This window comes from Streptomyces sp. M41(2017) (genome assembly GCF_002078175.1).
Classification (GTDB): domain Bacteria; phylum Actinomycetota; class Actinomycetes; order Streptomycetales; family Streptomycetaceae; genus Streptomyces.
Genome location: NZ_MWFK01000001.1, coordinates 5,754,253 through 5,780,183 on the forward strand (window position 1 = coordinate 5,754,253; position 25,931 = coordinate 5,780,183).

Consider the following 25,931-nt stretch of genomic DNA (forward strand, 5'->3'; position numbering starts at 1 on the left):
GAAGCACCGTGAGCCAATCGAGACTGAGCGAACTGACCTGGCGAGAGGTGCGTCAGGCCGGCGAGGAGGGCATCGCTCTGCTGCCCATCGGCTCGCAGGAGCAGCACGCCTCTCATCTGCCCATGGGGACGGACACGCACCTAGTCGAGGCGGCTGTGGACCGCGCGCTGGACCTGCTCGCCGAGGACACCTCTCCCGCCGAGGTGGTGCGGTTGCCGGTGCTGCCCTTCGGGCACAGTCCGCACCATCTGTTCGCCGCCGCGGTATCACTGTCCGCGGCGACACTGGGCGCGGTCCTGGACGACGTCCTGGACTCGCTCGTGACGAGTGGCTACCGCCGCATCATGATCGTGAACGGGCACGGCGGCAACGACGAGATCATGCGCCTCGCCGTGAAGCGGTTGGCCCTGCGCTCGCGGGTGACGGTCGCCGCATGCTCGTACTGGACCCTCACCTCCGGCACCGAGCCGGCGGGCCGGCCGGACGTCACTCCGGGACATGCCGGCTGGTTCGAGACCTCATTGATGCTGGCGGCCTGCCCCGACCTCGTGCGGACACCTGTGCCCGCGCGCGGCCCCGTCGAGCCCCCGCCCCTGTTCGACAACCCGCCCCACCCCGGCCTGACCGTGGAGCGACACGGCGAATGGGAACGCGTCGGCGGATCGACGGACGATCCTTCGGACGCCGACGCCACCGAGGGTGACCTGCTGCTCGACGACCGGGCCCGCGCACTGGCCCGTGCGATCCAGGCCTTCGACAAGGCAACGCGCTGAGCGACCGGCACGGTCCGTCCCGCAAGCCGGTCTTTCCGCTGCTGCAAGGAGAGAGAAATGAAGATCACTGACGTCGACGTGTGGGTTGTCAACCTTCCACTCGTCAACCCCTTCACCAGTTCATTCGAAACAAAAACGGGCGAAACGCGCACGGTGGTGCGCATTCGCACCGACGACGGTGTCGAAGGCTGGGGCGAATCGATGTGGGGCCGCCCGGTCGCTGCGATCGTCGAGTCGATCGCCTCGGACCTGATAGGCACCAGTCCCTTCGCCTTGGAGAGTTTCCACCGCAAGCAGCACATGGTGCCGTTCTTCTACGGATACCTCGGCTATGCGGCCATCGCCGCGATCGACGTCGCCTGCTGGGACGCGATGGGAAAGATCACGGGCCAGTCGATCACCGATCTGCTGGGCGGTGCTGTGCGCGACGAGGTTCCCATCACCGCGCTCATCACCCGGGCCGATGCCCCGGGCGCACAGGGTCCGCGACTGCCCGAGGCGATGGCGGAGCACGCCGTACGCGTCGTGGCGGAGGGCGGCTTCGAGGCGGTCAAACTCAAGGGCACCAGGGATTCGACAGGGGATGTGGCCATCCTCCGCGCGGTGCGTGACGCGCTGCCCGACGTGAATCTGCGAGTCGATCCGAACGCGGCATGGTCGGTGCCCGACTCCATCCGCGCCGGCATGGCCCTGGAGGAAATCGACCTGGAGTACCTGGAGGATCCATGCGTCGGCATCGAAGGCATGAGTCAGGTCAAGGCGAAGATCCGCATCCCCTTGTGCACCAACATGTGCGTGGTCCGCTTTGAGGAGTTTGCTCCCGCCATGCGCCTGAACGCGGTCGACGTCATCCACGGAGACGTCTACAAGTGGGGCGGTATCGCGGCGACCAAGGCACTCGCCGCGCACTGCGAGACCTTCGGCCTGGGTATGAACCTGCACAGCGGGGGCGAACTCGGCATCGCCACAGCGGCCCACCTTGCCGTCGTGGCCAGCACGCCTGTCCTGTCACGTGCCATCGACAGCATGTACTACCTCCACGCGGACGACATCATCGATCCGTTGCACCTGGAGAACGGCCGACTGCGGGTGCCGACGGGACCCGGTCTCGGGGTGAGCGTGGACGAGGACAAACTCCGACACTACGCCGCGGTCAACGAGCGCGACGGAGACCTGACGGGATGAACGAGCGCACCGTACACACCCTCGACGCCCCGGCCCCCGCAGGCGCCTACTCCCAGGGCGTGATCGCCGGTGGGTTCCTGTTCACCTCCGGCTTCGGCCCGCAGAACCCGGCAACCGGCGAGGTGGCGCACGGCGTGGCCGCTCAGACCACACAGGTGCTCCGCAACATCGGCGCCGTGCTCGCCGAGGAGGGACTCACCATGCGTGACGTGGTGAAGGTGACGACACACCTTCAGCATCTGAAGCGCGACTTCCACGCCTACGACCGTGCCTACCGTGAGTTCCTTGGAGACGCCCGTCCGGTGCGCACCACGGTGGGCTCGGATCTCATGGACATACTCGTGGAGATCGATGTAGTGGCCGCCCTGCCCGCACCGGGTCAGCCCGCCTGAAGGCGCCGGCGCTCGCCGATCGTCGACGAGCGCCGGCCGTGGCCGTGCGGCCGGCCACGCTCGTGACCAGGTTCGGCAACGGGAGCGACGTGGTCGGGCCGGCCGCGCTCCCCGGCGCCTTCGCAGCGCCGGCCCGCCGCCGTGCCAGGACCGCCTCCCACGCGGGGACCGGCGAACCCGGCGGCACGAACGAGCCTCCGGCGAGACCCTGGGGCTGCCCAGGTCCACCGGTCCCCGAGGCCCGCTGCGGGGGACGAGCCGCACGCCGGCCGCAGCGCGCCCGTACGCCGTCGCGCTCGTCGGGCAGAGCCCGAGCCCCGGCCATATCTTGAGAGAGTGATCCGTTCCAGCGCCACCCCCCAGGGTGGAGACGGCATCGACCCGCCACGGTCGTCGAGAACGTCGACAAGCCGACGAACCGACTACGCGGGCGCCATTTACGGCTCGATCCTCGCCGCCTCCGTAGTGGCCACCGCGGGATCGGGCGGGGAACACCCCCGGCTGGAAGTCATCGCCCTGCTGCTCGTGACCGGTCTCGTCTTCTGGGCCACGCACGTCTACGCCCACCTGGCCGGGGAAAGGATCGTGGGCCAGCCCTGGTCCTGGCCGGAGATCCGCCGCAGCGGCCTGCACGAGTGGGCCATCGTCGAGGCCGCGGCCCTTCCCGCCGCGGCCGTCGCCATCAGCTGGTTCGGGATGAGCGTGAACACCGGGCTGTGGCTCGCCCTCGGGGTGGCGGTCGCCCAGCAGGTCGTGTGGGCGTGCCTGGGAGCCGTCCGCGCCGGGGCCTCCCGGGGGCAGGTCTTCGCCGAGGGGTTCGTCAACCTGGCACTCGGCCTGATCATCGTGGGCGCCAAGGTCGTCCTCAAGGACTGACGGCGCGGCGTCGGCGAGGACCCACCGATCCCACACGGTCCACAAACCCTCTAGGGAGGCCGGCATGGCGGACGAGACTCCTGGAGCCCGGGCGGGAGAGAGGCCGCGGAACGGGCCCGGCGGGCGTCGCGGTGACGCGCCCCGGTATCTGCCCATCGCGGAGCACGGACTCATCGGCGACCTGCGCAGCGCCGCCCTGGTCGGAACGGACGGCACCATCGACTGGTACTGCTGCGGCCGCTTCGACGCGCCCAGTGTCTTCGCGTCGATCCTGGACGCCGACCGTGGCGGAAGCTTCGAGCTCGCCGCCGACGTCCCCGCGCGGGCGAAGCAGTTCTACTTTCCCGACACCAACGTCCTGATCACCCGGTTCTTCGCGGACGGCGGAGTGGGCGAGATCCAGGACTTCATGCCGGTCGTGGACGGCTCGCGCGAGGCCGACCGGCACCGCCTGATCCGCCGCGTGGTGTGCGTCCGCGGCACACTGCCCTTCCGCGCCCGGATCGCCCCCCGCTTCGAATACGGCACGGTCCCGCACACCGTTCACCTGGACGACGGCCAGGCGATCTTCGACTCGCCCGCGCTCAAGCTCGCGCTGACGTCGACCGTGCCCCTGGAGGCCGACGGGCAGGACGTGCGGTCGCTGTTCAAGCTGGGCGAGGGGGAGTCCGCGGTCTTCGCGATCGACCGGATCGACGACGACGTGCCGCCGCGCTTCTGCGCCGTGGCCGAGGCCGAGCGGGAGTTCAACTCGACCGTCGCCTACTGGCGGCGCTGGCTGTCCAGGTCGCGATACAAGGGCCGCTGGCGCGAGATGGTGCACCGGTCGGCGCTCACCCTGAAACTGCTCACGTACGCGCCCACCGGCGCCATCATCGCCGCTCCCACCACCAGCCTGCCCGAGCAGATCGGCGGCGAGCGGAACTGGGACTACCGCTACGTGTGGATCCGCGACGCCGCCTTCTGCGTCTACGCCATGCTGCGCCTCGGCTTCACCGAGGAGGCCGAGGCGTTCATGACCTTCCTCTCCGAACACGTACGCCTCGACGATCCCGACACGACGGCGCCGGGCGGTCCGCTCCAGATCATGTACGGCATCGACGGGCGCCGTGACCTGCCCGAGCGTGAACTGCCGCACCTGGAGGGCTACCGGGGATCCGCCCCGGTGCGTGTCGGCAACGCCGCCGTCGGCCAGCTCCAGCTCGACATCTACGGGGCCCTGGTCGACTCGCTGTACCTGTACGACAAGTGGGGCCAGCCGCTCTCCAGCGCGCACTGGGACGGCATCAGCGCGCTCGTCGACTGGGTGTGCGACAACTGGGACCAGCCGGACGAGGGCGTGTGGGAGACCCGTGGCGGCCGCAAGGCGTTCCTGTACTCCCGGCTGATGTGCTGGGTGGCCATCGAACGGGCCATGCGGCTGGCCCAGCACCGCGGTCTGCCCGCCGACACCGTCCGCTGGGGCACCGCCCGTGACGACATCTACCGGCGCATCATGAGCCGGGGATGGTCCGATGTGCGCCGGGCCTTCACCCAGTACGAGGACAGCGACATCCTCGACGCGTCCCTGCTGATGATGCCGCTCGCCAAGTTCGTCTCCCCGACCGACCCGAAGTGGCTGGCCACCCTCGACGCGCTGGGCGAGGACCTGGTCTCCGACTCGCTCGTGTACCGCTACGACCCGCAGGCGAGCCCCGACGGCCTTCAGGGCGAGGAGGGCACCTTCTCGATCTGCTCCTTCTGGTACGTCGAGGCGCTCACCCGCGCGGGCCGTATCGACGAGGCCCGGCTCGCCTTCGAGAAGATGCTCACCTACGCCAACCACCTCGGCCTGTACGCGGAGGAGATCGGCCACACCGGGGAGCAGAGCGGGAACTTCCCCCAGGCCTTCACCCATCTCGCCCTGATCAGCGCCGCCTTCAACCTGGACCGCAAACTCGGCTGACGGCCGCGAACGACGGCCGGTGTCCTCAGGGCGCGGTGAACAGGCCGGGGAACCGGGGAGCGAGCCACGGCCTGCGGCCCCTCACCAGGATGCGGCCACGCGCGAGAGGGCCGGCCTGTCCCTGGCGGCCCAGAGCCATCAGCAGGAACGTGACCGGCTCGATGTGGATCGTGCAGTCCGGCCGGGCCGACGGCCGGTCCTCGACGGACAGCACGCCGTCGGACACGGCCACGCCGAACCCGCCACCGCCCCAGAGCCGTACGTCGTAGCGGGCGTTCATGCCGGTGACACGGGAGGAGTCGGCGACCCGCGGCATCACCCGGAGCATGAACGGCATGGTCAGGCCCACCCGGGCACGGTCGAGCATGTGCGGCCTGCCCAGGGCGCGGGCGAGGTCGTAGCCGTGCCCGAGCATGTGCGTCAGCAGGTACGAGCCCAGCTCCTGGGAACTCATCGGACCGAGCGGGGTGACCATAGGCCCCTCGGCGGTCCCTTCCTCCAGCGCCCGCAGGCAGGCGTCCGCCTGCTCGACGATCATGGCGGCCAGCGGTAGCGGCTCCCGCTCCCCGAACTCCGCGAGGGAACGCTCGTTGGCCTGGGCGAGACTCTGCGGCGTGCCGTCCCCGTAGGGGCGCTCCTGCCCTGCCGCGAGCCCCGCCATCAACGCGTTGGCCAGCGCCAGATGCGCGGCCGCCTCGCCGACGTTCCACTCCGCCCCGGGTATCCGCCGGCCCATGTCGGTTCCGGGACCCAGCAGGGCGGCTATGTCCCGGGCGGTCCCGCGTATCGCCGTGCCGAGCCCGTCGGGCAGCGGCCTCCGCACATCCTGCCCCGCCACCGAGTCCACGTCGCGCCCTTCCTGTCGACGTCGCCTTCTCCTCGACCGGAACAGCCGAGGAGAAGGCGACGCGTTGCCGGTCACCGGGCGTACAGAAGACCAGGCGACCGCCGTGACGACAACCCCCTGAGCCGCGACGACGCACGCCGAGGCGGCCACGGGGCGGGCAAAGCGGACACAGGGGTCAGGACCGGGCCAGGACCGGATCGCTGTTGTACGCCTCCACCTGCAGGGACGGACGGCCGGACGCCAGAGCCGACGCCGGCCAGGACAGCGTCACCCGACGGGACTCTCCCGGCAGCAGCCACAGATAGTTGTCGCCGTACAGCGTGGGCAGGACGCGCTCCCGGCCGGCCCGGTCCAGCAGCGAGAGCCGGACCATCGCCGCGACCGCCGTGCCCCGGTTGCCCACGGTGGCGGTCAACTCGTGGCGCGCCCCCGCCTGCGACAGACGGGAGACCGCGGCGGACAGCTTGACCTTCCGCCCCGAGTTGAGCGCCTTCAGCGCGGCCGGGGTCCGCTGACGCCAGTACGTATTGACGGACAGCGGGCGGCCCGCGGAGTCCTCCAGGGTCAGCCGGAGCAGATGCAGATCCGGCAGGTCGTCGGTCCATCCGACGGTCAGGGCCCGTGTCGTGGTGGCGGCGGCCACTTCGACGCCCGCCGTATGGGTGGCCCCGTGCTGCCGGCCCGACAGGTCGTACAGACGGGCGGTGACCTTCGCCCCCTTGAGCGCCCGGCTGGTGTGGTTGACCGCGATCACCTGCCCGGTCCGGGGATCCGCCTGCACATGCAGGGGCTCGCAGCCCGAACGGGCCCCGTAATAGGTGCCGTTGACGTCGAAGTCGTAGTCGTAGGTCTGCCACACGGTGCTGTGCCACGCGGGGTGGGACATCCACAGCATGAGACCACTCGCGTCGTCCCACAGGTGCGCGTTCCACGCCTCGAACATGGCGCGTGTGTTCTCGTAGTTGACGAACTGGGCCTTGCGCGCGAAGTCGTCGAGGTCCGTCGCCGTACCGAGCCGGGTCTCGATGGCCGCCTTGTAGTTCTGCGGCGCCTGGTTACCGCGCTCGCTCCAGTCGTGGTAGTACCACGCACCGCGGATCGGCCACTCCGGCTCGTCGCCCGTCATGTTGCGCAGACTCGCCGCCGTGGAGACGACCGGCATACCGATCTCGGTGTGGAAGCCGAAACTGCTGCTGCCGTACGTCGACGGCTCGTAGTACTTCTCCGGCTCGACCCAGCCGTAGGGGCCACCGCCCGTGATGATGCCGCCGGCCGAGTTGTTCTGATAGAGGATGCCGGGAGCCTGCTGCTCGACCGCCTCCCGCATGCCCTTGTCGATGGCGGCCGGGGGATTGCCTTCGTTGGCCCCGCACCAGACCACCACACTGGGGTGGACGCGGTAGCGCAGCACGGTGTCCCGCGCCGTCGCGTTGAACGCGTCGTGGTCCGGCGGGTCCATGCCCCAGGCATTGGGGAAGTCGTTCCACACCAGGATCCCGTGCTCGTCACAACTGGCGAAGAACTCCTCGCGGTTGCTGCTCCCCACCCAGTTGCGGATCATGGTGAAGTTCATGTCGCGGTGCATCCGCACCGCCGCGTCCATCCGCTCCGCGGGCATCCTGCGCAGCAGCTCGTCCCAGCCCCAGTTGCCGCCGCGCACCAGAACCCGGACGCCGTTCACGCTGATCTTCAGCGGCTCGGGCGTGTTGGTCACCGACGTGACGTCGGTCCACGCCTCCCCGTCGTCCGACGCCTGGATCGTGTACGTCTTCGGGTAGGCCGCCTCCCACACGATGGCCACCCGGTCGAAGCGCCGTGCGCTGCCGAGGTCCACCCGGAGCCACTGGTGGTCCGCGTACTCCGAGGACCAGCGCGTGCCGGGGTCGCCGTCCGTCGCGGCGGAGGCCGGGTGATCGGACTCCTGCGTCGAGGCGGTGGCCGTCCTGCGCAGCGCGAGGTCGGTTCCCGGCTCGGCACTGTCGATCACCGAGAGGGACCACAGCGAGTTGCCCCAACTCGTGTTGCGCACGCCGCAGTCGATGCGCACGTAGCGTGCCGTGCGCGGGGTGAACTCCTCCACCTGGAGGCTGGCGTCACCGCTGTTGAACGGCAGCGGCACGGCGGTGTTGTCGACGGACTTCACGTCCCGCCACTGGTCGCCGTCGGTGGACACCTGCACCACATAGGTGCGCGCGTACGCCTGCTCCCACACCAGGTCGACGCGGTCGAAGGACTGCGTGGCTCCCAGGTCGACCCGGATCCACTGGTCGTCCTGGTAGGCCGAGGACCACCGGGTGGCCGGGTCGCCGTCCGTGACGTTGCCGGCCGCGTGGCCGTCCTCGTCGGTCGTCGACGCGGCGGCGTCGGCGTGCAGCGCGAGGTCGGTGCCCGGCCGGGCACTGTCGAAGACGGACAGCGTCCACAGTGAACTGCCCCAGTCGGTCGCCCGGGTCAGGCAGCGGACGCGGACGTGCCGGGCCTGCTGCGCGCCCACGTCCACGGACTGGGTGTACGCGTCACCGGAAGCGACGAAGGGAAGTGGTACGTCGTACTCGTAGCCGAACTGGCGTATGCCGAAGCGGGTTTCGCGCCGGTCGCTCTCGGAGCCGTCCACCACCGCGACCATCGTCAGGTCGTGCAGACGCGCGCTGCCGAGCCCGTTGGGCCACCACAGCTCGGGGTTGCGCAGCCGCAGCCCGCTGAAGGCGTCGGGGGCGAACACGACGTCGACGCTCCGGCCCGCCGGGACCGTGACGGTGCGGGAGACGCGTACGGAGCCGAACGCCGCGGTGACGGTCGCCTTGTGGTCGGCGCTGTCGGCGTTGCGGACCGGCACGACGATGGTCAGTTCGGCCGTCGAGGTGTCGGGGAGGTCCGGCAGGACGGTGTCCACCCGGGGATCGCCGATCACGACCTGCCCGGTGGATCTCAGGCGCACGTGGTTCCAGATGCCCGCGACCCGGTCGCGGACGGCCGGCATCCAGTCCCAGCCCGAAGAGGCCAGATACGTGGGGGAGTTGAGGTTCATCTGGTTGGCGCCGGCGTCGACCCACGCCTCACCGGCGGGTCCCTTGTCGCCGGGGCTGCCGGGCACGGGCATCGGCGTGATCTTCACCGCCAGCGCGTTCTCGCCCCGGGTCTCCAGGAGCTTCGTCACGTCGTGGGCCGAGCGGGCGAACGGGTACAGCAGGTCGCCCACCTGCTTCCCGTTGAGCCAGATGTCGGCCCGGTGGTTGATGCCGTCGAACTCCAGCCAGATCCGGCGCCCGGCACCCGTCCGCAGGCCGCGCGGCAGCTCGAAGTCCCGCTTGTACCACCAGGAGTGACGGGAGAGCGCCTCGGGGATGTGCAGGTTGTTCAGGCCGGAGACCGGGTCGGGCAGCTTGCCCTGGTCCACGAGGGACGCGAGGACGGTACCGGGCACCGTGGCCGGCAGCCAGGTCCGGGTGTCCACGTCGGTCCTCGACAGTGCCGCGCCGTCGCCCTTGGCCCAGTCGTCCATGGTGAGCGTCCAGCCGGACTCCAGCGGCACCGTGCCGTCGCCGGCCACCTTCAGTGCCGGGGCGTGCCCGTCGTGCGTGCCCCAGTCCGTCCACCCGGTGGCGGAGGGGCGGCGCCCCTGGGCGGAGCCGAACACCTCGAAGCCGTTGACGCCCAGGGGGTTGGGGCTGGACCGCTTGCGGGAGGTCAGCCGCACCCAGCGCGCCGTGGTCGGCTTCGGCAACTGGATGTCGACGACGCCGCCGGTGCCGGCCGTCGTGCGGTACACGCTGGTCCACGAGGTGTGGTCACGGGACGTCTCGACCACGAAGTCGACCGCGTAGCTGGAGAGGATCTCCTTGCCCGTGGTGCCGTCGGCCCAGTTCCCGGTCGCCGGAGGCGTGAACACCGGGTCGCTCGCGTCCGCTTCGAAGGTGAGCCGGATCCAGGTGACCCGGCAGTCCGCCTGGAGGTCGACCGAGATCCACTGCGGGTCGCCGCCCCCGGCCCGCCACCCGGTGCCCCGCACGCCGGGGGAGGCGACCCGGTCGACCACGAACTCCCCGGGCGTGGGGGCGTAGTCGGTGGACGAGACCGTCACCGGCCGGTAGACGGCGAGTTCGTCCTCGGACCCCCGCGCGACGACGGGGCCCTGGCGCCCGGCTGCCACGGCGGTACCGGGCAGCGCGCCACCCAGGCCGAATCCGGCCAGCAGCGTCGAGCCGGTGAGGACGATCGATCGTCGGGAGGGGGAGTGCGGCGGATTCGGCTGAGCCATCAGCGGGTTGTCCAATCACACGGGTGGTGCTTGAGGAGCACAGGAAAGGGGCGGCTTGGGGCATGGCAACGTTGTCACAGTGAATGACAACGTTGCCAAAGAGTGTGACGCGTGAGGGTTCCTGTCAAGAGTCGTGACGTCGACCGCCCCCGAAGCGGGAGGACTTGCGCCTCGTGGGAGATGGCCGGAGGGGTGGAACGTGGCGGAGCGGGCGCCGTTCTCTGCGCTGGTTTCGGCCAGGCAGCCCCGCAGTGGTGCGTGACTCCCGCTTCAGCCCCGCGACCTTCTGGGCGCCCTCGTGCCCCCGGGCGCCCTCGCTCGACCGAGGCCAACTCCGGGACGTCCCCGTCCCCCGATTCCTTTCACCGACCTGCCCGGTCCGTACTGCCGAACACGTTCACGGCGAAAGGGAAGACCATGACCAGCACCGAGGCCCTCACCGTTCCGTCGGCGATCCGGGAGGCCGATCGCGCGGTCCGCGCCGTCATCGACGCCGTCTGTGCCGCTTGGGCGGCGAACGACGCGGACGCGTTCGTGGAGCCGTACGCCCCCGACGCGACCGTCCTGCTTCCCGGCACGTTCCGGCACGACCGGGAGGAGCTGCGGACCGCCATGGCGGCCGCGTTCGCGGGCCCGCTCAAGGGCTCCCGGGCGCTCAACGAGGTCCAGAGCGTCCGCTTCCCCGGTGAGGACACGGCGCTCGTGATCTGCACGAGGTCCGTGGTCCTCGCCGGGGAGGACGAACCGCGCGAGGAGTCGCACGCCCTGGACAGCTGGGTGCTCTCCGCGTCGGACGGCGCCTGGTGGGTGAGGGGCTTCCACGGCTGCCCGGCTCACCAGGCCTGAACCGGCGACCACGCCGGCATCCGGCCGGTGGGCCCGTGTACCCGGGCCCACCGGCCGCGGGCCCTCCCCGAACGGTCCTGCCCCGCCGGTTCCACCGCCCTTCCCCTGGGCCTTACCTGTCGGGTAATCGCCCCCACGTCGCGCGACTGGCATCGTCGTTCCCGACGGAGCCCGATCGGCCGGAAGGACGCCACCATGACCGCGTACGCCATAGCCCACCTGCGCGAAGCCGAACCGCACCCCGAGATCGCGGCCTACATCGAGCGGATCGGCGCCACCTTCGAGCCCTACGGCGGCGGGTTCCTCGTGCACGGCGCGCAGCACGAGGTCTTGGAGGGCGGATGGCCCGGTCATGTCGTGGTGATCGGTTTCCCCGGCATGGCCGAGGCGCGCGCCTGGTGGGAGTCCCCGGCGTACCGGGAGATCGCTCCGCTGCGCTCGCGGCACATCGAGGGGGACATCGTCCTCGTCCCGGGTGTCCCCGAGGGGTACGACCCGGCGGTCACGGCGAAGTCGATGCGGGAGGCGCTGTCGGCCGGGTAGGCGGCACCGGCCGGGGCACGGACACGGCGGCCACGCACCGTCGTCGCCCGGCCGGTGGTCGGTGCGGACCTGGCGCGACGGAAGGGACGGCGTCCCCGGAACCACGGGTGACGCCGTCCCTTCCGTCGTGCGCGCGTCGGCGCGCTCAGGCGGGGAGGCCTGGGCCGGGCGGCTCCGGACGCGGGGCCCGATGGAGACGGGCACCCCGTCCGGAGCCGGACCGGACGTGACGGGTCAGCAGGCGCCCTCGTCCTGCCACGGACCCCAGTCGGAGGCACCGGGTGCCTCGTTCTGGGTCCACCACTTGGCTTTCCAGTTGTGATGGTTGTACGAGGCCTCGTTGCCGGCGGTGTACACCGCGGACGAACTCCACGCCGTCTTGCACGCGCCGCTCGGCGGCGTGGGCGTCGGGGTCGGCGTGGGCGTCGGGGTGGGCGTGCCGGTGGGCGGGGTCGCTCCCGCGAACTTCACCGAGTACTTGGCGAAGTCCCAGGAGTTCTGGGCCACGCTGGAGCAGGTGCCCGACGTACGGCCGCCGTTGTCGGCGGGCGAGCACTGGCGGTCGCGGTTGAGCGACCAGAAGGTGAAGCGGTCCATGTTGTGACTGGTGGCGAAGTCCAGCACGGTCTGGAAGTCGGCCTGCGAGAAGTACTCGCCGGTGTCGCTGCGGCCGTTCATGCCCGAGAAGCCCTCGTGGGCGTACGCGGTCGACTGGTCCCAGCCGAAGGTGGACTGGAGGATCGTGTTGAAGTTGGCGAGCGCGCTGGTCTGCGACGCGGCGCCGTTGAACCCGCCGTCGAACGGCATGATGGAGAAGTTGTTCGGCGTGAAGCCCTGCGACTTCGCTTCCAGCAGCATCTGCTTGCCGAACCAGCCGGTGCCGTCCGCCGTGCCGGCCGTGGTGACGGAGACGTACAGTCCGGGGTTGTTCTGCTGGAGGATCTTGGCGGCGCCGATCTCGTTCTTGATGGCCGCCGTGTTCTCGTACTCCGGCTCCTCCAGGTCGAAGTCGATGGCGTGCAGGCCGTACTTGGTGATGACCTGCTGGTACGCCGCCGCGGTGGAGGCCGCGTCCGAGCAGGCCTGGCCGAGCTTGGTGCCGCCGTACCCGCCGATGGAGACGGAGACGTCACCGCCCTTGGAGCGGATGCCGTTGATGACCGACTGCACGGCGGTGTCCGAGGAGACCGCCGACGTGCCGCCCCACGTCGGCGAGCAGCCGCCGCCGTTGGGAGCGAGGATGAAGGCGAGCTGGAACGCCTTGAGGCCCGTGGCGTCCATGATGGCGCCCGCGTCCGGCGGCTCGTTGTCCGTCGGCATCAGGTAGGGGGCGGCGGCGTACCAGCGGTTGCTGAGCGCGGTGGTCGCGCCCGAGGCGTTGCCCGCGACCAGCGCGGTCGTGCCGACTGCGGCCAGGCTGACGGCTGCTGCCGCGCCCAGACATGCGCGAAGACGTCTCACGGTGCCTCCAGAAGGGGTGGGGGAGTGGCCATAGCTTCCGGCCACTGTCGCGATCACGTCAATGAGTTGGACTAGACCAGATAGGTCTTTGGACTAGACCATGCAATCTCTTTACTCAAGGGCCTGTGCGTCGCGCTCCTCGGGGTGCGCATGGGGTCAATGCGGCCGCCTATGCGCCGAGTTGGCGGTGTCCGGCGTTCGATGCGATCCGCGACCGTGCGGGGCCACCCGGGAAAACGCGTGCGCAGACATCTTGTCACTGAGTGACATCCGCTCCTACTCTCCTGATGTGACTCCGGAGTAACTAACGGGCTTCGCACGGGACTTCGACGTCCGTCCTTCCTGGTCACACGCATGCGAACAGCGCACCACCCGACCAAGAGGCACAGCACGGGACGGCGCAGCCGCAGCCACGAGCACCGGGGCTCCGCCGTGCACAGCACCTCATGGCATGTCTCGCCCGGCGCCGCACCCTGTGCGGACGGGCGCTCCCGCACGCGTCGCCCGGCCGACGACGCGTGCGCGGCGGCGCACGTCCTGTGCCGGACCGCATCCCCTGCCCGGGCCGGGGCATGCCGCGGTTCCCCTTCACCATCCCGAGCCGTCCCCGTACCGGGGGCCGCCCTGCTCCACCCCGACCGGATCCACACGTCGTATCCCCACGGCGGCGGCCCCGGTCGGCTCCCCAAGCGGGTCCGTGCGTCGAGCCGTTGACCTCGCACGCCCGCATCACCGACCCCCTTCGAGGAAGCAGGGAGTGAGCCGCATGGAACGACCCCACCGACCCCACGGCCCCGAGAACGCACCCCGTTCGACGTCCGCCCGACAGCCAGGCCTGGAAGGGCCGTCGACCGAGTCCCGCACCGGATCCACCGCGCCCCGGGGCGGCCGGCTCCTCGCGACGGCCCTCGCCGTCTGCGCCTGCCTCGCCGTCCAGGCGCTCCCCGCCACAGCCGCCACCGGCGCGGCCGGCACCGTGTCCCGCGGGGTGACGATCCCCGCGTTCTACGACCCGCCCACCGCCCTGCCGGAGGCCAACGGCGCGATCGTGCGCAGCGAACCCCTCCCGCTCGCCCTCAGCCTGCCCGGCCTCAACGGCCCCTTGCCCGGCACGGCGACCCGCCTGATGTACAAGTCCACCGACTCGAACGGCGAACCCATCGCGGTGACCGGCGCCTACATCGAACCCTCGGCCGCCTGGAAGGGCGGCGGCCCACGACCGGTGGTCGCCGTCGCACCCGGCACCATGGGGCAGGGCGACCAGTGCGCCGCCTCCCTGGGCCTCCAGCACCCGATCACCCTCAACGGCGAGACGGTGTCGATCGGTTACGAGGACCTGTCGATCTACCGCCTCCTCGCAGCCGGCACGGCGGTGGTCGTCACCGACTACGTCGGACTCGGCGCGACCGACCGGCTCCACACCTACGTCAACCGCCTCGACGGCGGCCACGCGCTGCTCGACGCCGTCCGCGCCGCACGCAACCTCACCGGCGCGTCCGTCACCACCGCCTCACCCGTCGGCCTGTTCGGCTACAGCCAGGGTGGCGGCGCCAGCGCCTCCGCCGCCGAACTCCAGCCCTCCTACGCTCCGGACATCACCCTCGCCGGCACCTACTCGGGGGCGCCGCCCGCCAACCTCACCGAGGTGATCAAGGGCATCGACGGCAGCGCCCTCGCCGGCGCCCTGGGCTGGTCCCTCAACGGCTTCCTGCAGTCCGACCCTGAACTGAAGGCCTTCGCCGACGCCCACATCAACGCCGCGGGCAAGGCAGCGCTCTCCGACCTGTCCACCATGTGCGTCGGCGACTCGATCTTCGGATACGCGTTCAAGAAGAGCTCGTCGTGGACGACCGACGGTAAGTCCATCAGCGCCATCGTCGCCGAGACCCCGGCACTCCAGAAGGTCCTCGACGACCAGCGCATCGGCAAGCTGAAGCCGACCAGCCCGGTACGCGTGGCCACCGGCATCCAGGACGACATCGTGCCGCACGCCCAGGCGCGCCAACTCGCCGTCGACTGGTGCCGAAAGGGCGCCACGATCACGTACGACGCCGTGAACCTGCCCAACCTCGGCGACGGGCTGCTCACCAACCACCTCGTCCCCCTCCTCACCGACCAGGGCGACGCCATCTCCTGGCTCACCGACCGTCTCTCCGGGAAGCGCGCCACCTCCAACTGCTGGTCGATGCCCCTGCAACCCTGAGCGGCACGACCTCGGACCCCGGATCCTGGACCCCGGACGGCGTCAGAGCCGCCGGGGTCCTCGGGTCGTCTGCTCCGCACGCGCCGCCGCCTCTGCCCCCGCCGCGGCGGAGCGCGGACCTCCGCATCACGGGCGGTCCACGGGGTGGTGCGGCCCCTCCCGTGACGCGAGGATGCCCCCGCGCGTGGGACGCGCAGGAGTCCGCTCCCGCTGTCGCCCCGTGGACGACAGCCCGGAAGGCGCGGCGGCGACGCTCGCGCGGCGAGGACCGAAGGGGACATGCGATGGGCTCACACGCGGCACCCGGCCGGCGCAGGCGCGCCCTGCTGATGCCGCTCGGTCTCGTCCTCCTGGCCGGCGCCCTCTTCTGGGTCCCCGGCGCCGACGGCGCACCCCGTCCCACGGACGCCTGCCGCAGCACCGGAAACGCCCTGCCGCACGGCGACTGCGGCCCGTTCTGGCAGGTCCTCGCGGAGGACTTCAACGGCGACCGGGTGCCGCTCGGATCCTTCAGCGACTGCGACCACCACGCCGACACCTCCGCCGCGTACTGCGGTGGACTCAAGGGCTCGTACCGCGACAACTGGTGGGCCTACCCCACCGGTTGGCAGGACACGGCGAACGACCGGGACAGGAGCGTCGTCGGCACCTACCACCCGGAGGACACCGTGAGCGTGGGCCCCGGTGAACACGGCGACGGGATGATGCACATCCGCATGTGGCGCCCCGAGGACGGCGGCCCCGTACACGCTGCGGCGCTCGTGCCGCGTGCCGTGATGCAGATGGCGTACGGCAAGTACAGCGCGCGCATCAAGGTGACGAAGGTGGCCCCCGGATACAAGTCCGCCTGGCTGCATTACGGCGACGGCTGCGAAATGGACCATCCCGAGGGGGAGTGGACGGGTGGCATCACCGCCTTCCACCATCCCTGCGGCGGGGGAGAACAGGGCTACTTCCCCAGCGGCGCCGACTGGACCGAGTGGCACACCGTGTCGACGGAGTGGACACCCGGGCGCGTGCGGTTCTTCGTCGACGGCCGCCGGATCGGCGAGGACACCCGAGGAGTTCCCTCCGGCCCCCTCTCCTGGGTGCTGCAGAACGAGAGCGCCCTCGAAGGCCCCGGCGCGGCCCCCGGCAGCAGCGCGGAACTCGACGTGACCTGGGTCGCCGCCTACGCGTACGGATGGAGATGACCGCCCTCGCGTCTACGGCGACAGGGCCCGAGACGCCTCCACGGCCGCGCCGACGACGGCCCCGCCCGTCCGCCCGGGTGCGCCCCATCCGAAAGACAAGCGGACGTATTCGCTCAATGTGTGCCCATTTAGGGAAAAGCGCCTTGAATTCAGCCGACTATTTCTAGGCTCGCCTCCTGTTTCTCAGGAACGGGGAGGCCCCACGTGCCGCAATCCCACCGGACGGACGAGTACGATCTCGTCCTTCCCAGCGGTTTCGACGACATCGTCCGAGTGATCGACCGCCACGTCGCCGACCGGCAGGCCGGGACACCGACCGGGCGGCGCACGTCGAGACACCGCTTCCCCGCCCTGCTGCTCGCCCGCGAAGCGACCGCCGAACCGGGCGTCATGGCGGCGACCGCGGCCACTGCCACGCCCGACGACACCGGCCGCGGCCTCCCCGACCCTGCACTGTCGGCCCTGGTCACCCTCTACCACCAACGCCTGCTCCGCCTCGGCACCGGCGAGACGGGCCACCTCGCGAGCCTCGCCCCGCACGCGCTCGTCGACGAGGAACTGCTCGCCGGCGAACGCCCCGGCGAGGACGACCCGGGCAGCGACGGGCCCCACGTACGCCTGCTGGACCGGGTCGCACGACAGTTCCGCGCCACCATGCCCGACGGCTCCGGCACCCTCCGGCTCCCCGAGTTCGACGCCTGCCTGTCGGTCCTGCGCGCCGACGTCGCCCCGGGCGACGTGACGGACGAACGACGGGCACTGCGGGACCGGATCTACGACAAGTACGCCTGGAAGTTCGGATTCGCCGCCGAGGTCACGCGCCTCGGCGAAGAACTCGGCCCCCGCCAGTGGACGGCGATCACGAAGGTGGTGACGACACCGCTGGCCTGGCTGTGGCGGTGGTCGTACGGCCTGCGCGTCGACCGCGGAACCCGCTTCCGCTGGGTGGGCGCGATGCTCGACGAACCGGGGCGCAGCTTCCTCAACTCCGCCATGTCCCTGCGCGACGCCCACCTGCGCTCCAGAGCACAGGAACGCGCCGGCCGGGAGGCACCCGCCGACGCCACTCCGGCGGCGGCGTCCGCGCTGTACGCGGCGTCCGCCGTCTCGGCCCGCGACGAGGCCGTGGTCCGACAGGTACTGCTGACCGCCCTCGTCCACGACCTCGCCCGCGCCGCCCGCCCGCCGATCTGGAGTGCCCGCAGGCCCAGGCGGCGCTGGCCCTTCGTCCTGCTGCTGCCGACGGTCGGCGGCGACGACTCCCCGAGCCGCAAACTCCTCAACTCCTTCGCCGCGGTGGCCGAGGACCTCGGGACATGCCCGCTGCTCGTCCTGGGCGCCGCCACGGCGGACCTTCCGCCGTACGCCGTCCCCCTGCCGCGGCACACCGTCCCCGTCCAGGGCAGCCGCCACCTCGACACCGGCTCCACCGCGCAGGCGGTGGCCTCCCTGCTCGCCGCGGGTGCCGCCGGACGGCCCGTCGACGCCGTACGACTGGTGCCGCTGTCCCGCGTTCCCGACAACGGAACGACCGCAGAACGGCTCGCCGTCCAACGGACCGTGCGCTCCCGCGACCGGCGGGCCGCCGACTGGCTGCGCCCGGTCGTCGCCGCCGTGGCCGTGGCGGCGCTGATCGCCACCGGACTGTTCCAGGCGCTGCGCCCCGACGCGACACAGTCCCGCGCCACGCCCTCTACGCCCAACCCCTCGTGCCGGCACGTCAGCACCGGCGAACGCGTCGGCATCACCGACGGGGCCGACCACTGCGACCTCGCCCACGGCCTCTACGCACCCGAACTGCGGTCGCTGGAGCACACGTTGGGCGAACAGAACGCGAAGGTCGACCGGACCAAGCCCTACCGCACGCTGGTGTTCTTCGCCCCGCTGAGTGTCGGCTCCGCGTCCCGCCGCACCGTCCCCACCGGATTCCAGATGCTGCGCGGTGCGCTGCTCGCGCAGAAACAGGTCAACGAGCTGATCCTCAAGTCGCAGATGCCGGTCCGGCTGCTCGTGGCCAACGCGGGGGAGTACTTCGCCTTCGGCTCGCACGGCGGACTCAACACGACGAACCACAGCGGTGTCGACGTGTCCGCCATGATCGTCGACAGGATCCACCGTGACCACATCGCCGGTGTCATCGGCCTCACCCAGAGCCGACCGGAGTCCCTCCAGGCAGCGGCCGAACTCGATGCCAAGGGCGTCACCGTCATCGGCACCGGCGTCTCCGGCCAGCCCATGGTGGAGGGCGACTCCCCGGTGTCGTACTTCCAGCTCTCGCCCCCCGACGCGCGGATCGCCCGCGTCATGGCGGCCTTCGCCCGGCACTCGCCCCAACTGGCCGCCCTGACGAAGATCGACCCGGGGCACACCGCGCCGGCCGCCGTCGTGGTCTTCGACCCCCGGGACCACTACTTCAGTGCCGACTTCAAGAAGAGGTTCACCGACGCCTACAGCCACGACGGGGCGGTGTACCCGGTGCCGTACAGCGAGACGGGCAACGACAGTCAGACACCGGCCGTTGCCGCGAACATCTGCACCCTGATCCGCAAGACGGACGGATTCGTCCTCTACGCCGGACGCTCCGGCGTCATGCACGACCTCTTCTACTACCTCCAGAGCGACAAGGAATGCCGCACCCACCAGGGCCGGGTCGCCGTCCTCGCGGAGAGTCCGGCACCGGACCTCGTCCTGCACCCGGAACTGATGCCCCGCAACTACGGCTCCCTGAGCCTCTTCTACAGCCAGTTCAGCGTGCCCGACCCGCAGGGCTCGTTCGCCGGCAGCTTCCGGCAGTCCTTCAACGCCTCCTCGGACAGCGACGCGGCCGCCGGATACGACGCGGTGAAGGTCTACTTCAAGGTGATGAACGAGATCTCCGTCACCGACCCCGAGTTCACCCCCAGCGCCGTCGTCACCTTCCTCCAGTCCACCGGTGTCGCCGACTTCGTGGGGGAGTCGGGGATCATGACGATCGGCAAGGGCCACAAGTACCCGGTGGACAAGGAGATCGACATCCGCGAGATCACCGCGGACGGCCGCAAGCGCACCGACCTGACGTGCGGAGCGGTCACCGCGAAGGCCGACGTGATCACGCGCTGGGGCCCCGACGGGACGTTCCTCTGCCCGGAGGACGACTGACCAACGGACCAGGAAGTCGGCCGGCCGCCGGAACTGCTCGGGCAGCGGCATCGCCGCATCGGTCGGCGTCGACCACCCCCTCCACCGTGGGCAGCCCGTCCCCCACCTCCCCTCCCCGAACCTGAGTACACGTTCCGACCGCCGCGTCCGCCCCGGATCAGAACTCCTCGTGCGTCTCCGGGTCTCCGCCCAGACGACGGCGCGGATGATCGGAGACGGTCGCCAGTTCCTCGGGGGTCAGCTCGAAGCCGAAGATGTCCAGGTTCGCCCGCTGGCGGCCGGGGTCGGCGGACTTCGGAATGGGTACGGCCCCGAGTTGGGTGTGCCAGCGCAGTACGACCTGCCCGGGTGTCACGCCGTGCGTCTCGGCGATCTTCCCGAGGGCCGGGTCCTCCAGCAGGCTGGAGCCGCGGCCCAGGGGGCTCCAGCTCTCGGTGATGATGCCCTTGTCCGCGTGGAAGGCGCGGAGTTCGTCCTGGGGGAGGTAGGGGTGAAGCTCGATCTGGTTCACCGCCGGGAGGACCCCGGTCTCGGTCTCCAGCCGGCCGAGGTGTTCCGCGGTGAAGTTCGAGACGCCGATCGACCGTACGAGGCCCTGCTCGCGCAGCTTGATCATGGCCTTCCAGGAGTCGACGTACTTGTCCACGCGCGGCAGGGGCCAGTGGATGAGGTACAGGTCGACGTAGTCGAGTCCGAGGCGGCTCCGGGACTCCTCGAAGGAGGCGAGCGTCTCGTCGTAGCCGTGATGCCGGCCGGGGAGTTTCGTGGTGACGACGACCTCCTCGCGCGGGACGCCACCGCGGGCGACGCCCCGGCCGGTGCCGGTCTCGTTGCGGTAGTTCGTCGCCGTGTCGATGAGGCGGTAGCCGACGCCGAGGGCGCCGCTCACGGCCTGCTCGGCCTGGGCGTCGTCCATCGGCCAGGTGCCCAGACCGACAGCGGGGATCGTCGTTCCGTCATGGGCGGTGAGGGCCGGGATGCTGATCACGGGGAGCCTTTCGGATCGATGACGGGTACCGACCCATGGTGCACGGGTGCCGTCGCCGGGGCGACGCGGGCTCCCGGTGCGTCGCTCCCCGTCAGCCTCCCGGCCCGTCCCGGTACCCGTACCCGAATCGACCGATTCCGTCGAACCCGCCGACCGGGCACCCGCACCGGCCCGCCTGACGAAGGCGGACCGGCGCGAGCATGCCGGCGTGCGGGGGTCAGGCCGTGTGGAGCGTGAGTCCGTAGCGGTTCAGGATCTCGTTGATGGGCTGGTACCAGGTCTCGCCGCCGCTGCTGCAGTTGCCCCAGCCGCCGGAGGTGACGCCCTGGGCCTGGTCGCCGCTGATGAACGAGCCGCCCGAGTCGCCGGGTTCGGCGCAGACGCTCGTCTTGGTCATCTGGTGCACGGCGCCCTGGCTGTAGTTGACCGTCTCGTTCTTGGCGAGGACGTTGCCGCAGTGCCAGTGCGAGGTGGAGCCGGAGCGGCAGATCGACGCGCCGATGGGAGCCTCGCCGGAACCGCGGACGAGCTGGTCGGAGACGGTGCCCCAGCCGAGGACGACGGGGACCGTCCACCAGCCGCTGCCCACGTTGACCCAGGCGTAGTCGTTGTCCGGGAACGAGGAGCCCTGGAAGTTGCCGATGTAGCTGTGGTCCCAGCCGCTGACACCGGCGCCCGCCTGGCCGCAGTGCCCGGCGGTGACGAAGCCGCCGTACACGGAGAAGCCTATGGAACAGCGGACGTTGCCCGTGTAGTACGGGTCGCCGCCCACCGTGCCCGCGGCGAAGGTGCTCGGCGCCGAGCCGGTCTGTCGGACCGTCACGGGACCGGCCTTGCGGGCCTGCGCCACGAAGGCCCGGACATCGTTGTCATCCTTGTGGGGGGAGACCACGTTCACGACGACGGTGCTGGACCTGGGGTCCACGTGCCAACTGCTCACGCCGGCCGGTGCGTCGAGCGTGTCGAGGCGCTTCATCGTGGCGTCGAGCTGCCGCTCACTGTGCTTGACGAGGGTGACCCGCGCGCCGGTCGACTCGACGGCCTCACGCGCGGCCATCGTGGTCAGCGCGACGACGAGCCGGCCGCTCTTCACGTCGAACCACGAGCCCCCGTACGAACTGCCGGCCCTGGTCCGGGCGGTGCGCTCGACGGAGCGTGCGGTGGTCTCCTGGGAGAGCCGGGTGGTCGCCTGCTTCTCGGTGAGTCCGAGGTCGCGCTGCATCGCCGAGAGCAGCGCGGAGGAGGCGGGGGCCCGGGTTGCGGTGGGGGTGGTGAGGGGTGCGTCGGCGGCGGCGGTCTGGGTGAGTCCGACGGTGGCGGCACTGACGAGCAGGCCCGCGGACACAGCGGTGCGCAGAACTGTTGTGCGTCTCAAGGGAGTTGCCTTTCGTCGATCCGATGGTCGGTGAGTGGGGCGAAGGGCATGAGAGAGCGCTCTCAGAGGTGCGAGGTCGAGAATAGTCAATGAGGTTGAGCAGGTCCATGCCAATGCATGACCGCTCTTTGGGATCAGGTCGCGGCGCCACGAGAACGATCTTTCGGAGCACGTCCCGGCCGGACGTCCTGCGTCACACCCGATCGGATTCGGACGCTTCGCGGACCGGTTCCCCGCGATCTTGGGCGGCGATGCCGGGCCGAGGCCGAACGCCGCCTGACCACGGCCGCGTTGGCAGTAGGCTCACCCTGCTGCGACGCCCCGGTCGGCTGTACGGACCGGCTCTGCAACGGCTCGCGGCGACGGACGGATCTCTACGGCGTGAGGATGAAGTACACGTGCTGATAGCGGGGCGGTATCGGCTGCACACCACTCTCGGTCGGGGCGCGATGGGGGAGGTGTGGCGGGCGCAGGACGAGATGATCGGACGGCCCGTCGCGGTCAAGCTGCTGCTCTCCCAGGATGCCGACCCGACCGCCGCGGCCCGGTTCCGCCTGGAGGCGCAGACCGCGGGACGGCTGAACCATCCTCATGTGGTGGGAGTCCTGGACTTCGGCTCGTTCGAGGACCGGCTCTTCCTGGTGATGGAACTGATCGAGGGCGACAGCCTTTCCCACGTCCTCGCCACCAGCGGCACCCTTCCCGCCGAGCGGGTGGCGCGGATCGCCGCGCAGGCCGCCGCCGGGCTCGCCGCCGCGCATCAACAGGGCATCGTGCACCGGGACATCAAGCCGGGCAATCTGATGCTGGACGCCGACGGGAGCGTCAAGATCGGCGACTTCGGGATCGCCCGGTTCATGGACGACCCGGCCGGCGGCCTCACCGCGACCGGACAGATCGTCGGCACCAGCCTGTACCTGGCCCCGGAGCGGGCGCTCGGGAAGACCGCGGGACCACCGTCCGACATGTACTCCCTCGGCTGCGTCCTCTATCAACTCCTCACCGGGCGGCCGCCCTTCCAGGCCGCCAGTGCCGTCGCGATCCTCCACCACCACCTCGACACCGCCCCGACCCCGCCCCGGGAACTCGGCGCAGAGCTGCCGCCCGCGTTCGAGAACTACCTCCTCGGTCTCCTGGCGAAGCAGCCCGACGACCGTCCGACCGCGCAGCAGGCGGCGTCCTGGTACAGCACCGGCGCCTGGCAAGGGCGTCCCGAACCCCTTCCGGCCGTACGGCCGGCGCAACGCCGCAGCAGGCCCGACCTCGGAGTCGCGGGCCCCGCGACCACGTACGCCCTCCCGTCGGCCGCGCCCTCCCACGGGGCGACCGTCACCCGGGAGGCGGCGGGGGCCCGTCGCTCACGCAGACGCAGACGTTCCGGCGTGAGTGAACTCCTCACCCAGCGGCCACGAGCGGTGGGCGCCGCCGCGGGAGCGGTGGTCTTCGTCCTCGCGGTGCTCGTGGGCGTGGCCTTGTTCTCGCCCGACAGCAGCTCCGCGGAGACACCCGGGTCCGGTTCGGACGGCACGGTCAGCTCGTCCCCCACGGACGCGGCGCCGTAGCGGTCCGGACGCGGTCCGGTCAGGTCGACGACGGTTCCTGTCGGCGCGCGTCCTGCGATGCTCCGCCTGGGTCCGTCCGGGCCGAGTCGGCCCCCTCCGGGTTCGTCCCGGACCCGGTCGACGGGGATTCCGCCTTCGCCGGCTGCCGCTTCGCCAGCGCGGCCTCCAGTGCGACGCGTATGTCGTCCGGGAGTGTGCCGCCCCGGCCGAAGGCGAGGACCTCGTCCGCGATGACGTGCAGTTTGCGGTTGGTGTGCTGGGAGGTCTCGCGCAGCACGTCCCAGCTGTCCTCCGGGCCGATACGGCCGAGGACCAGCAGGGCACCGATGGCCTGATCCACGGTGGCGTGCGAGGACACGGCCCGATGGAGGTGGGTGCGCTCCTCGTTGAGCCTGTCGTTCTCCTGCACCAGGTCCGTGGTGGACAGCAGGCGCAGGGGATCGGACCTGGAGATCGCGAAGAACGCCATCGCTCTGGTGGGGGTCGGCTGATCATTCATCACGGTTCGTGTGCCCCGGATCGGCGTCGCAATCCCCACGAACCGGCGCACTCCGGCTGGTTCGGCCGTACGAAGGCGGGGAGGGGCCGAGCCCGTACCTCCGGGCACAGCCGAGCGGGGGCCCGCCGGAGTGTCTCCGGCGGGCCCCCGCTGCGGGCTGTCGTCGCGGTCAGATGCCGCGCTGCGTCTGGTAGTAGCCGCCGACCTGCTCGTGGTAGCCGGCGTCGCCGACGTGCTTGTCCTTGTCGAACTCGGGTGAGTCCTTGATCTGGGCCTTGGTGAGCGCCACGAAGATCTTGTGCTCTTCCAGGTCGACGGACTGCACGGTCCCGGCGGGCAGGAGGACGTGCTTGCCGAAGATCCATACGCCGGTGTCGACGACGAGGTAGGAGGAGTCGACCTCGTCCGAGTGCTTGTCGACCTTGCCGATGCTGCCATCGGTGGCCTCGACCTTGAATCCGGTCAGGTCGGTGCCCGCGGTGTAGCCGGTGGTCGGCTGGTAGCCCCAGATGTTGTCACTCATAAAAGTACCGCTCCCTCATCGAAATTCGTTGCCTGCTCACAGCTGGACTGTGGTGGCTCTTTAGGCGTCATCGAATTCGGTGACGTTCGTTCAGAAAGCCGAGTGCCCATGTGCTTTGGTCTCACACATGCGTCGTCACTTTTTTGTCTGTTGCCGCCGGGACGGACATGGGTGGGGCCCGACGCCGTGGCGTCGGGCCCCACCCATGATGCGCGTGTGCGTGCTGTTCGGGCTGTCTACCAGCGGTACCAGCGGCCACGCTTGCCGCCGCTCGCCGTCGGACGGATCACGAAGCCCAGGACCCACACGATCAGGACGATCACGGCGATCCACCAGAGCGCCTTGAGCGCGAAACCGGCACCGAAAAGGATCAGGGCGAGCAGAAGAACAAGAAGAATAGGAACCATAGTTATCGACCTCCGGAGCCTCGTGTGCCCGGCGATTCGATCTCCATTCCCGCGGAACCGGTGGAAGTTCCGGGTTTGAAAACTCTGTTCGGGGCTACGGAGGCGCGAACGTGGTCGCCCACCGGATTGCTGACATCCGTCGATCGCTCATACGGGCGCTGTCGAATGGAAGCGCCGGCGGCTCTCTGGCAGGGTTCTTTCGGTGACAGCCGACACGGGACCGGACCGCACCCCTGACGGGCGCTACGTCGTCGTCGGTGGTCGGCGCTGGCGGGCGACGGACCCACAGATCCCCGAGGACGCCGCGGCGCGCCTCCGTTCGCATCTCATGGCGGCCCGCCGCGCCGTCGCTGCCGCCCGGCGTGCGGAAGACCCCGAAGCCGAACGGGCGGCACGCACGCGTGTGCACCGGTCCAAGGTGGCCCTGGGGGAGCGCGGCACGCCGTGGTGGGAGCAGAGCGACGGGGAGCGCCGGGCGCGATGGCGCGAGGGCCTGGCCGCGCTCGACTGACTCATGAACCGGGCACACGGCGTCGACCGCGGGCGCCCTCGCTTCACCGCACGGGGGGGTGTCGTGCCGCGTCCGGTGGGTCAGCGGCAGCGGCGGAGACGGATGGGGCCGCGGGCCTTCGCCGGCTCGACGGGACGGCCGCCCTGGGTGATCTCCACCTCGCCGGCCGCGACGAGCCGCCGGGCCGCGTGCCGAACCGGCTCCATGAGCGCACGCCACCCGTCGTCCTCGCCTGCGTACACCGCCCGCGCGGCGTCGGAGGGACAGATGGTCGCGCCCGGGGCACGGCCATCCAACAACTCCAGGATGACTCGCTCCAGGCGCCGGTCCGTCGTCTGCTCGTCGTGCGGCACTCCACCAGTATCGCAGCGGAGGCGGCAGGGGGCCTGACCTAGAGTTCTCACGG

General features: G+C 70.7%; 21 protein-coding genes. 12 read left to right on the top strand and 9 right to left on the bottom strand.

All coding sequences use genetic code 11. From position 1 onward, the window contains the following. Positions 1-8 precede the first annotated feature (8 nt). The 5 genes from B0675_RS25195 to B0675_RS25215 all read left to right on the top strand — a co-directional run bounded on the left by B0675_RS25195 (position 9) and on the right by B0675_RS25215 (position 5,171). Complete coding sequence (locus B0675_RS25195; RefSeq protein WP_081221363.1) at positions 9-773, top strand: creatininase family protein; 765 nt, start codon at positions 9-11, stop codon at positions 771-773. Positions 774-830: 57 nt separating this feature from the next. Next, positions 831-1,958 (top strand): enolase C-terminal domain-like protein, encoded by a 1,128-nt coding sequence (locus tag B0675_RS25200; protein WP_081221366.1) that lies wholly within the window; start codon positions 831-833, stop codon positions 1,956-1,958. Continuing rightward, on the top strand, positions 1,955-2,350 hold the full coding sequence (locus B0675_RS25205; protein WP_081221368.1) for a Rid family hydrolase: 396 nt from the start codon (positions 1,955-1,957) through the stop codon (positions 2,348-2,350). Before B0675_RS25200 ends, B0675_RS25205 begins: the two co-directional genes overlap by 4 nt. Positions 2,351-2,686: 336 nt before the next feature. Continuing rightward, positions 2,687-3,226, top strand: coding sequence for a hypothetical protein (locus B0675_RS25210; RefSeq protein ID WP_241539872.1), 540 nt, complete (start codon positions 2,687-2,689; stop codon positions 3,224-3,226). Positions 3,227-3,290: 64 nt separating this feature from the next. Next, positions 3,291-5,171, top strand: a complete 1,881-nt coding sequence (locus B0675_RS25215; RefSeq protein WP_081221371.1) for a glycoside hydrolase family 15 protein — start codon at positions 3,291-3,293, stop codon at positions 5,169-5,171. Positions 5,172-5,196: 25 nt separating this feature from the next. Here the strand turns inward: B0675_RS25215 and B0675_RS25220 are convergent, their stop codons facing one another. Both B0675_RS25220 and B0675_RS25225 read right to left on the bottom strand, forming a co-directional pair. Continuing rightward, complete coding sequence (locus tag B0675_RS25220; RefSeq protein WP_241539873.1) at positions 5,197-6,018, bottom strand: maleylpyruvate isomerase family mycothiol-dependent enzyme; 822 nt, start codon at positions 6,016-6,018, stop codon at positions 5,197-5,199. A gap of 175 nt (positions 6,019-6,193) precedes the next feature. Further along, positions 6,194-10,276, bottom strand: a complete 4,083-nt coding sequence (locus B0675_RS25225; protein ID WP_081221373.1) for a discoidin domain-containing protein — start codon at positions 10,274-10,276, stop codon at positions 6,194-6,196. Between the two features lie 417 nt (positions 10,277-10,693). On the opposite strand from B0675_RS25225, the gene B0675_RS41460 reads away from it, so the two are divergent. Then, the gene (locus tag B0675_RS41460; protein ID WP_179165365.1) at positions 10,694-11,122 is read left to right on the top strand and encodes an SgcJ/EcaC family oxidoreductase; all 429 of its coding nucleotides are present in this window, start codon (positions 10,694-10,696) and stop codon (positions 11,120-11,122) included. A 195-nt stretch (positions 11,123-11,317) separates the two neighbouring features. Beyond that, on the top strand, positions 11,318-11,665 hold the full coding sequence (locus tag B0675_RS25235) for a DUF1330 domain-containing protein (RefSeq protein WP_081221379.1): 348 nt from the start codon (positions 11,318-11,320) through the stop codon (positions 11,663-11,665). A 234-nt stretch (positions 11,666-11,899) separates the two neighbouring features. Here B0675_RS25235 and B0675_RS25240 read toward each other — a convergent pair whose 3' ends face one another. Further along, positions 11,900-13,126: a chitinase gene (locus tag B0675_RS25240; RefSeq protein WP_081221381.1), complete on the bottom strand. Its 1,227-nt coding sequence runs from the start codon at positions 13,124-13,126 to the stop codon at positions 11,900-11,902. Positions 13,127-13,892: 766 nt separating this feature from the next. Here B0675_RS25240 and B0675_RS25245 point away from each other — a divergent pair. The 3 genes from B0675_RS25245 to B0675_RS25255 all read left to right on the top strand — a co-directional run bounded on the left by B0675_RS25245 (position 13,893) and on the right by B0675_RS25255 (position 19,660). Continuing rightward, positions 13,893-15,329 carry a lipase family protein gene (locus B0675_RS25245; protein WP_081221384.1) on the top strand — a complete coding sequence of 479 codons (1,437 nt, stop codon included), beginning with the start codon at positions 13,893-13,895 and terminating at the stop codon, positions 15,327-15,329. 284 nt (positions 15,330-15,613) lie between these two features. After that, entirely contained in the window at positions 15,614-16,522 is a 909-nt protein-coding gene (locus B0675_RS25250) for a glycoside hydrolase family 16 protein (protein ID WP_081221386.1), read from the top strand. Between the two features lie 204 nt (positions 16,523-16,726). Beyond that, positions 16,727-19,660 carry an amino acid ABC transporter substrate-binding protein gene (locus B0675_RS25255; RefSeq protein ID WP_081221389.1) on the top strand — a complete coding sequence of 978 codons (2,934 nt, stop codon included), beginning with the start codon at positions 16,727-16,729 and terminating at the stop codon, positions 19,658-19,660. 157 nt (positions 19,661-19,817) lie between these two features. On the opposite strand, the gene B0675_RS25260 is transcribed toward B0675_RS25255, so the two are convergent. After that, entirely contained in the window at positions 19,818-20,648 is an 831-nt protein-coding gene (locus tag B0675_RS25260) for an aldo/keto reductase (RefSeq protein WP_081221391.1), read from the bottom strand. Positions 20,649-20,865: 217 nt separating this feature from the next. Beyond that, the gene (locus B0675_RS25265; RefSeq protein ID WP_081221394.1) at positions 20,866-22,023 is read right to left on the bottom strand and encodes a S1 family peptidase; all 1,158 of its coding nucleotides are present in this window, start codon (positions 22,021-22,023) and stop codon (positions 20,866-20,868) included. Between the two features lie 398 nt (positions 22,024-22,421). On the opposite strand from B0675_RS25265, the gene B0675_RS25270 reads away from it, so the two are divergent. Then, positions 22,422-23,585, top strand: a complete 1,164-nt coding sequence (locus B0675_RS25270) for a serine/threonine-protein kinase (RefSeq protein ID WP_081221395.1) — start codon at positions 22,422-22,424, stop codon at positions 23,583-23,585. A 19-nt stretch (positions 23,586-23,604) separates the two neighbouring features. On the opposite strand, the gene B0675_RS25275 is transcribed toward B0675_RS25270, so the two are convergent. The 3 genes from B0675_RS25275 to B0675_RS25285 all read right to left on the bottom strand — a co-directional run bounded on the left by B0675_RS25275 (position 23,605) and on the right by B0675_RS25285 (position 25,014). Next, positions 23,605-24,084: an ANTAR domain-containing protein gene (locus B0675_RS25275; protein ID WP_241539874.1), complete on the bottom strand. Its 480-nt coding sequence runs from the start codon at positions 24,082-24,084 to the stop codon at positions 23,605-23,607. A 169-nt stretch (positions 24,085-24,253) separates the two neighbouring features. Further along, positions 24,254-24,607 (bottom strand): PRC-barrel domain-containing protein, encoded by a 354-nt coding sequence (locus B0675_RS25280; protein WP_081221397.1) that lies wholly within the window; start codon positions 24,605-24,607, stop codon positions 24,254-24,256. Positions 24,608-24,843: 236 nt separating this feature from the next. Then, on the bottom strand, positions 24,844-25,014 hold the full coding sequence (locus tag B0675_RS25285; protein ID WP_067385923.1) for a hydrophobic protein: 171 nt from the start codon (positions 25,012-25,014) through the stop codon (positions 24,844-24,846). Positions 25,015-25,216: 202 nt separating this feature from the next. Here B0675_RS25285 and B0675_RS25290 point away from each other — a divergent pair, with 202 nt between their 5' ends. Continuing rightward, the gene (locus B0675_RS25290) at positions 25,217-25,525 is read left to right on the top strand and encodes a hypothetical protein (protein ID WP_081221398.1); all 309 of its coding nucleotides are present in this window, start codon (positions 25,217-25,219) and stop codon (positions 25,523-25,525) included. A gap of 80 nt (positions 25,526-25,605) precedes the next feature. Here the strand turns inward: B0675_RS25290 and B0675_RS25295 are convergent, their stop codons facing one another. After that, complete coding sequence (locus B0675_RS25295) at positions 25,606-25,878, bottom strand: DUF3253 domain-containing protein (protein ID WP_081221399.1); 273 nt, start codon at positions 25,876-25,878, stop codon at positions 25,606-25,608. Positions 25,879-25,931 lie beyond the last annotated feature (53 nt).

Bases quoted from the DNA above. Each gene is read 5' to 3' on its own strand.
- B0675_RS25200 (WP_081221366.1), top strand. From the start codon at position 831: ATGAAGATCACTGACGTCGACGTGTGGGTTGTCAACCTTCCACTCGTC.
- B0675_RS25205 (WP_081221368.1), top strand. From the start codon at position 1,955: ATGAACGAGCGCACCGTACACACCCTCGACGCCCCGGCCCCCGCAGGC.
- B0675_RS25215 (WP_081221371.1), top strand. From the start codon at position 3,291: ATGGCGGACGAGACTCCTGGAGCCCGGGCGGGAGAGAGGCCGCGGAAC.
- B0675_RS25225 (WP_081221373.1), bottom strand. From the start codon at position 10,276: ATGGCTCAGCCGAATCCGCCGCACTCCCCCTCCCGACGATCGATCGTC.
- B0675_RS41460 (WP_179165365.1), top strand. From the start codon at position 10,694: ATGACCAGCACCGAGGCCCTCACCGTTCCGTCGGCGATCCGGGAGGCC.
- B0675_RS25235 (WP_081221379.1), top strand. From the start codon at position 11,318: ATGACCGCGTACGCCATAGCCCACCTGCGCGAAGCCGAACCGCACCCC.
- B0675_RS25245 (WP_081221384.1), top strand. From the start codon at position 13,893: ATGGAACGACCCCACCGACCCCACGGCCCCGAGAACGCACCCCGTTCG.
- B0675_RS25250 (WP_081221386.1), top strand. From the start codon at position 15,614: ATGGGCTCACACGCGGCACCCGGCCGGCGCAGGCGCGCCCTGCTGATG.
- B0675_RS25275 (WP_241539874.1), bottom strand. From the start codon at position 24,084: ATGAATGATCAGCCGACCCCCACCAGAGCGATGGCGTTCTTCGCGATC.
- B0675_RS25280 (WP_081221397.1), bottom strand. From the start codon at position 24,607: ATGAGTGACAACATCTGGGGCTACCAGCCGACCACCGGCTACACCGCG.
- B0675_RS25285 (WP_067385923.1), bottom strand. From the start codon at position 25,014: ATGGTTCCTATTCTTCTTGTTCTTCTGCTCGCCCTGATCCTTTTCGGT.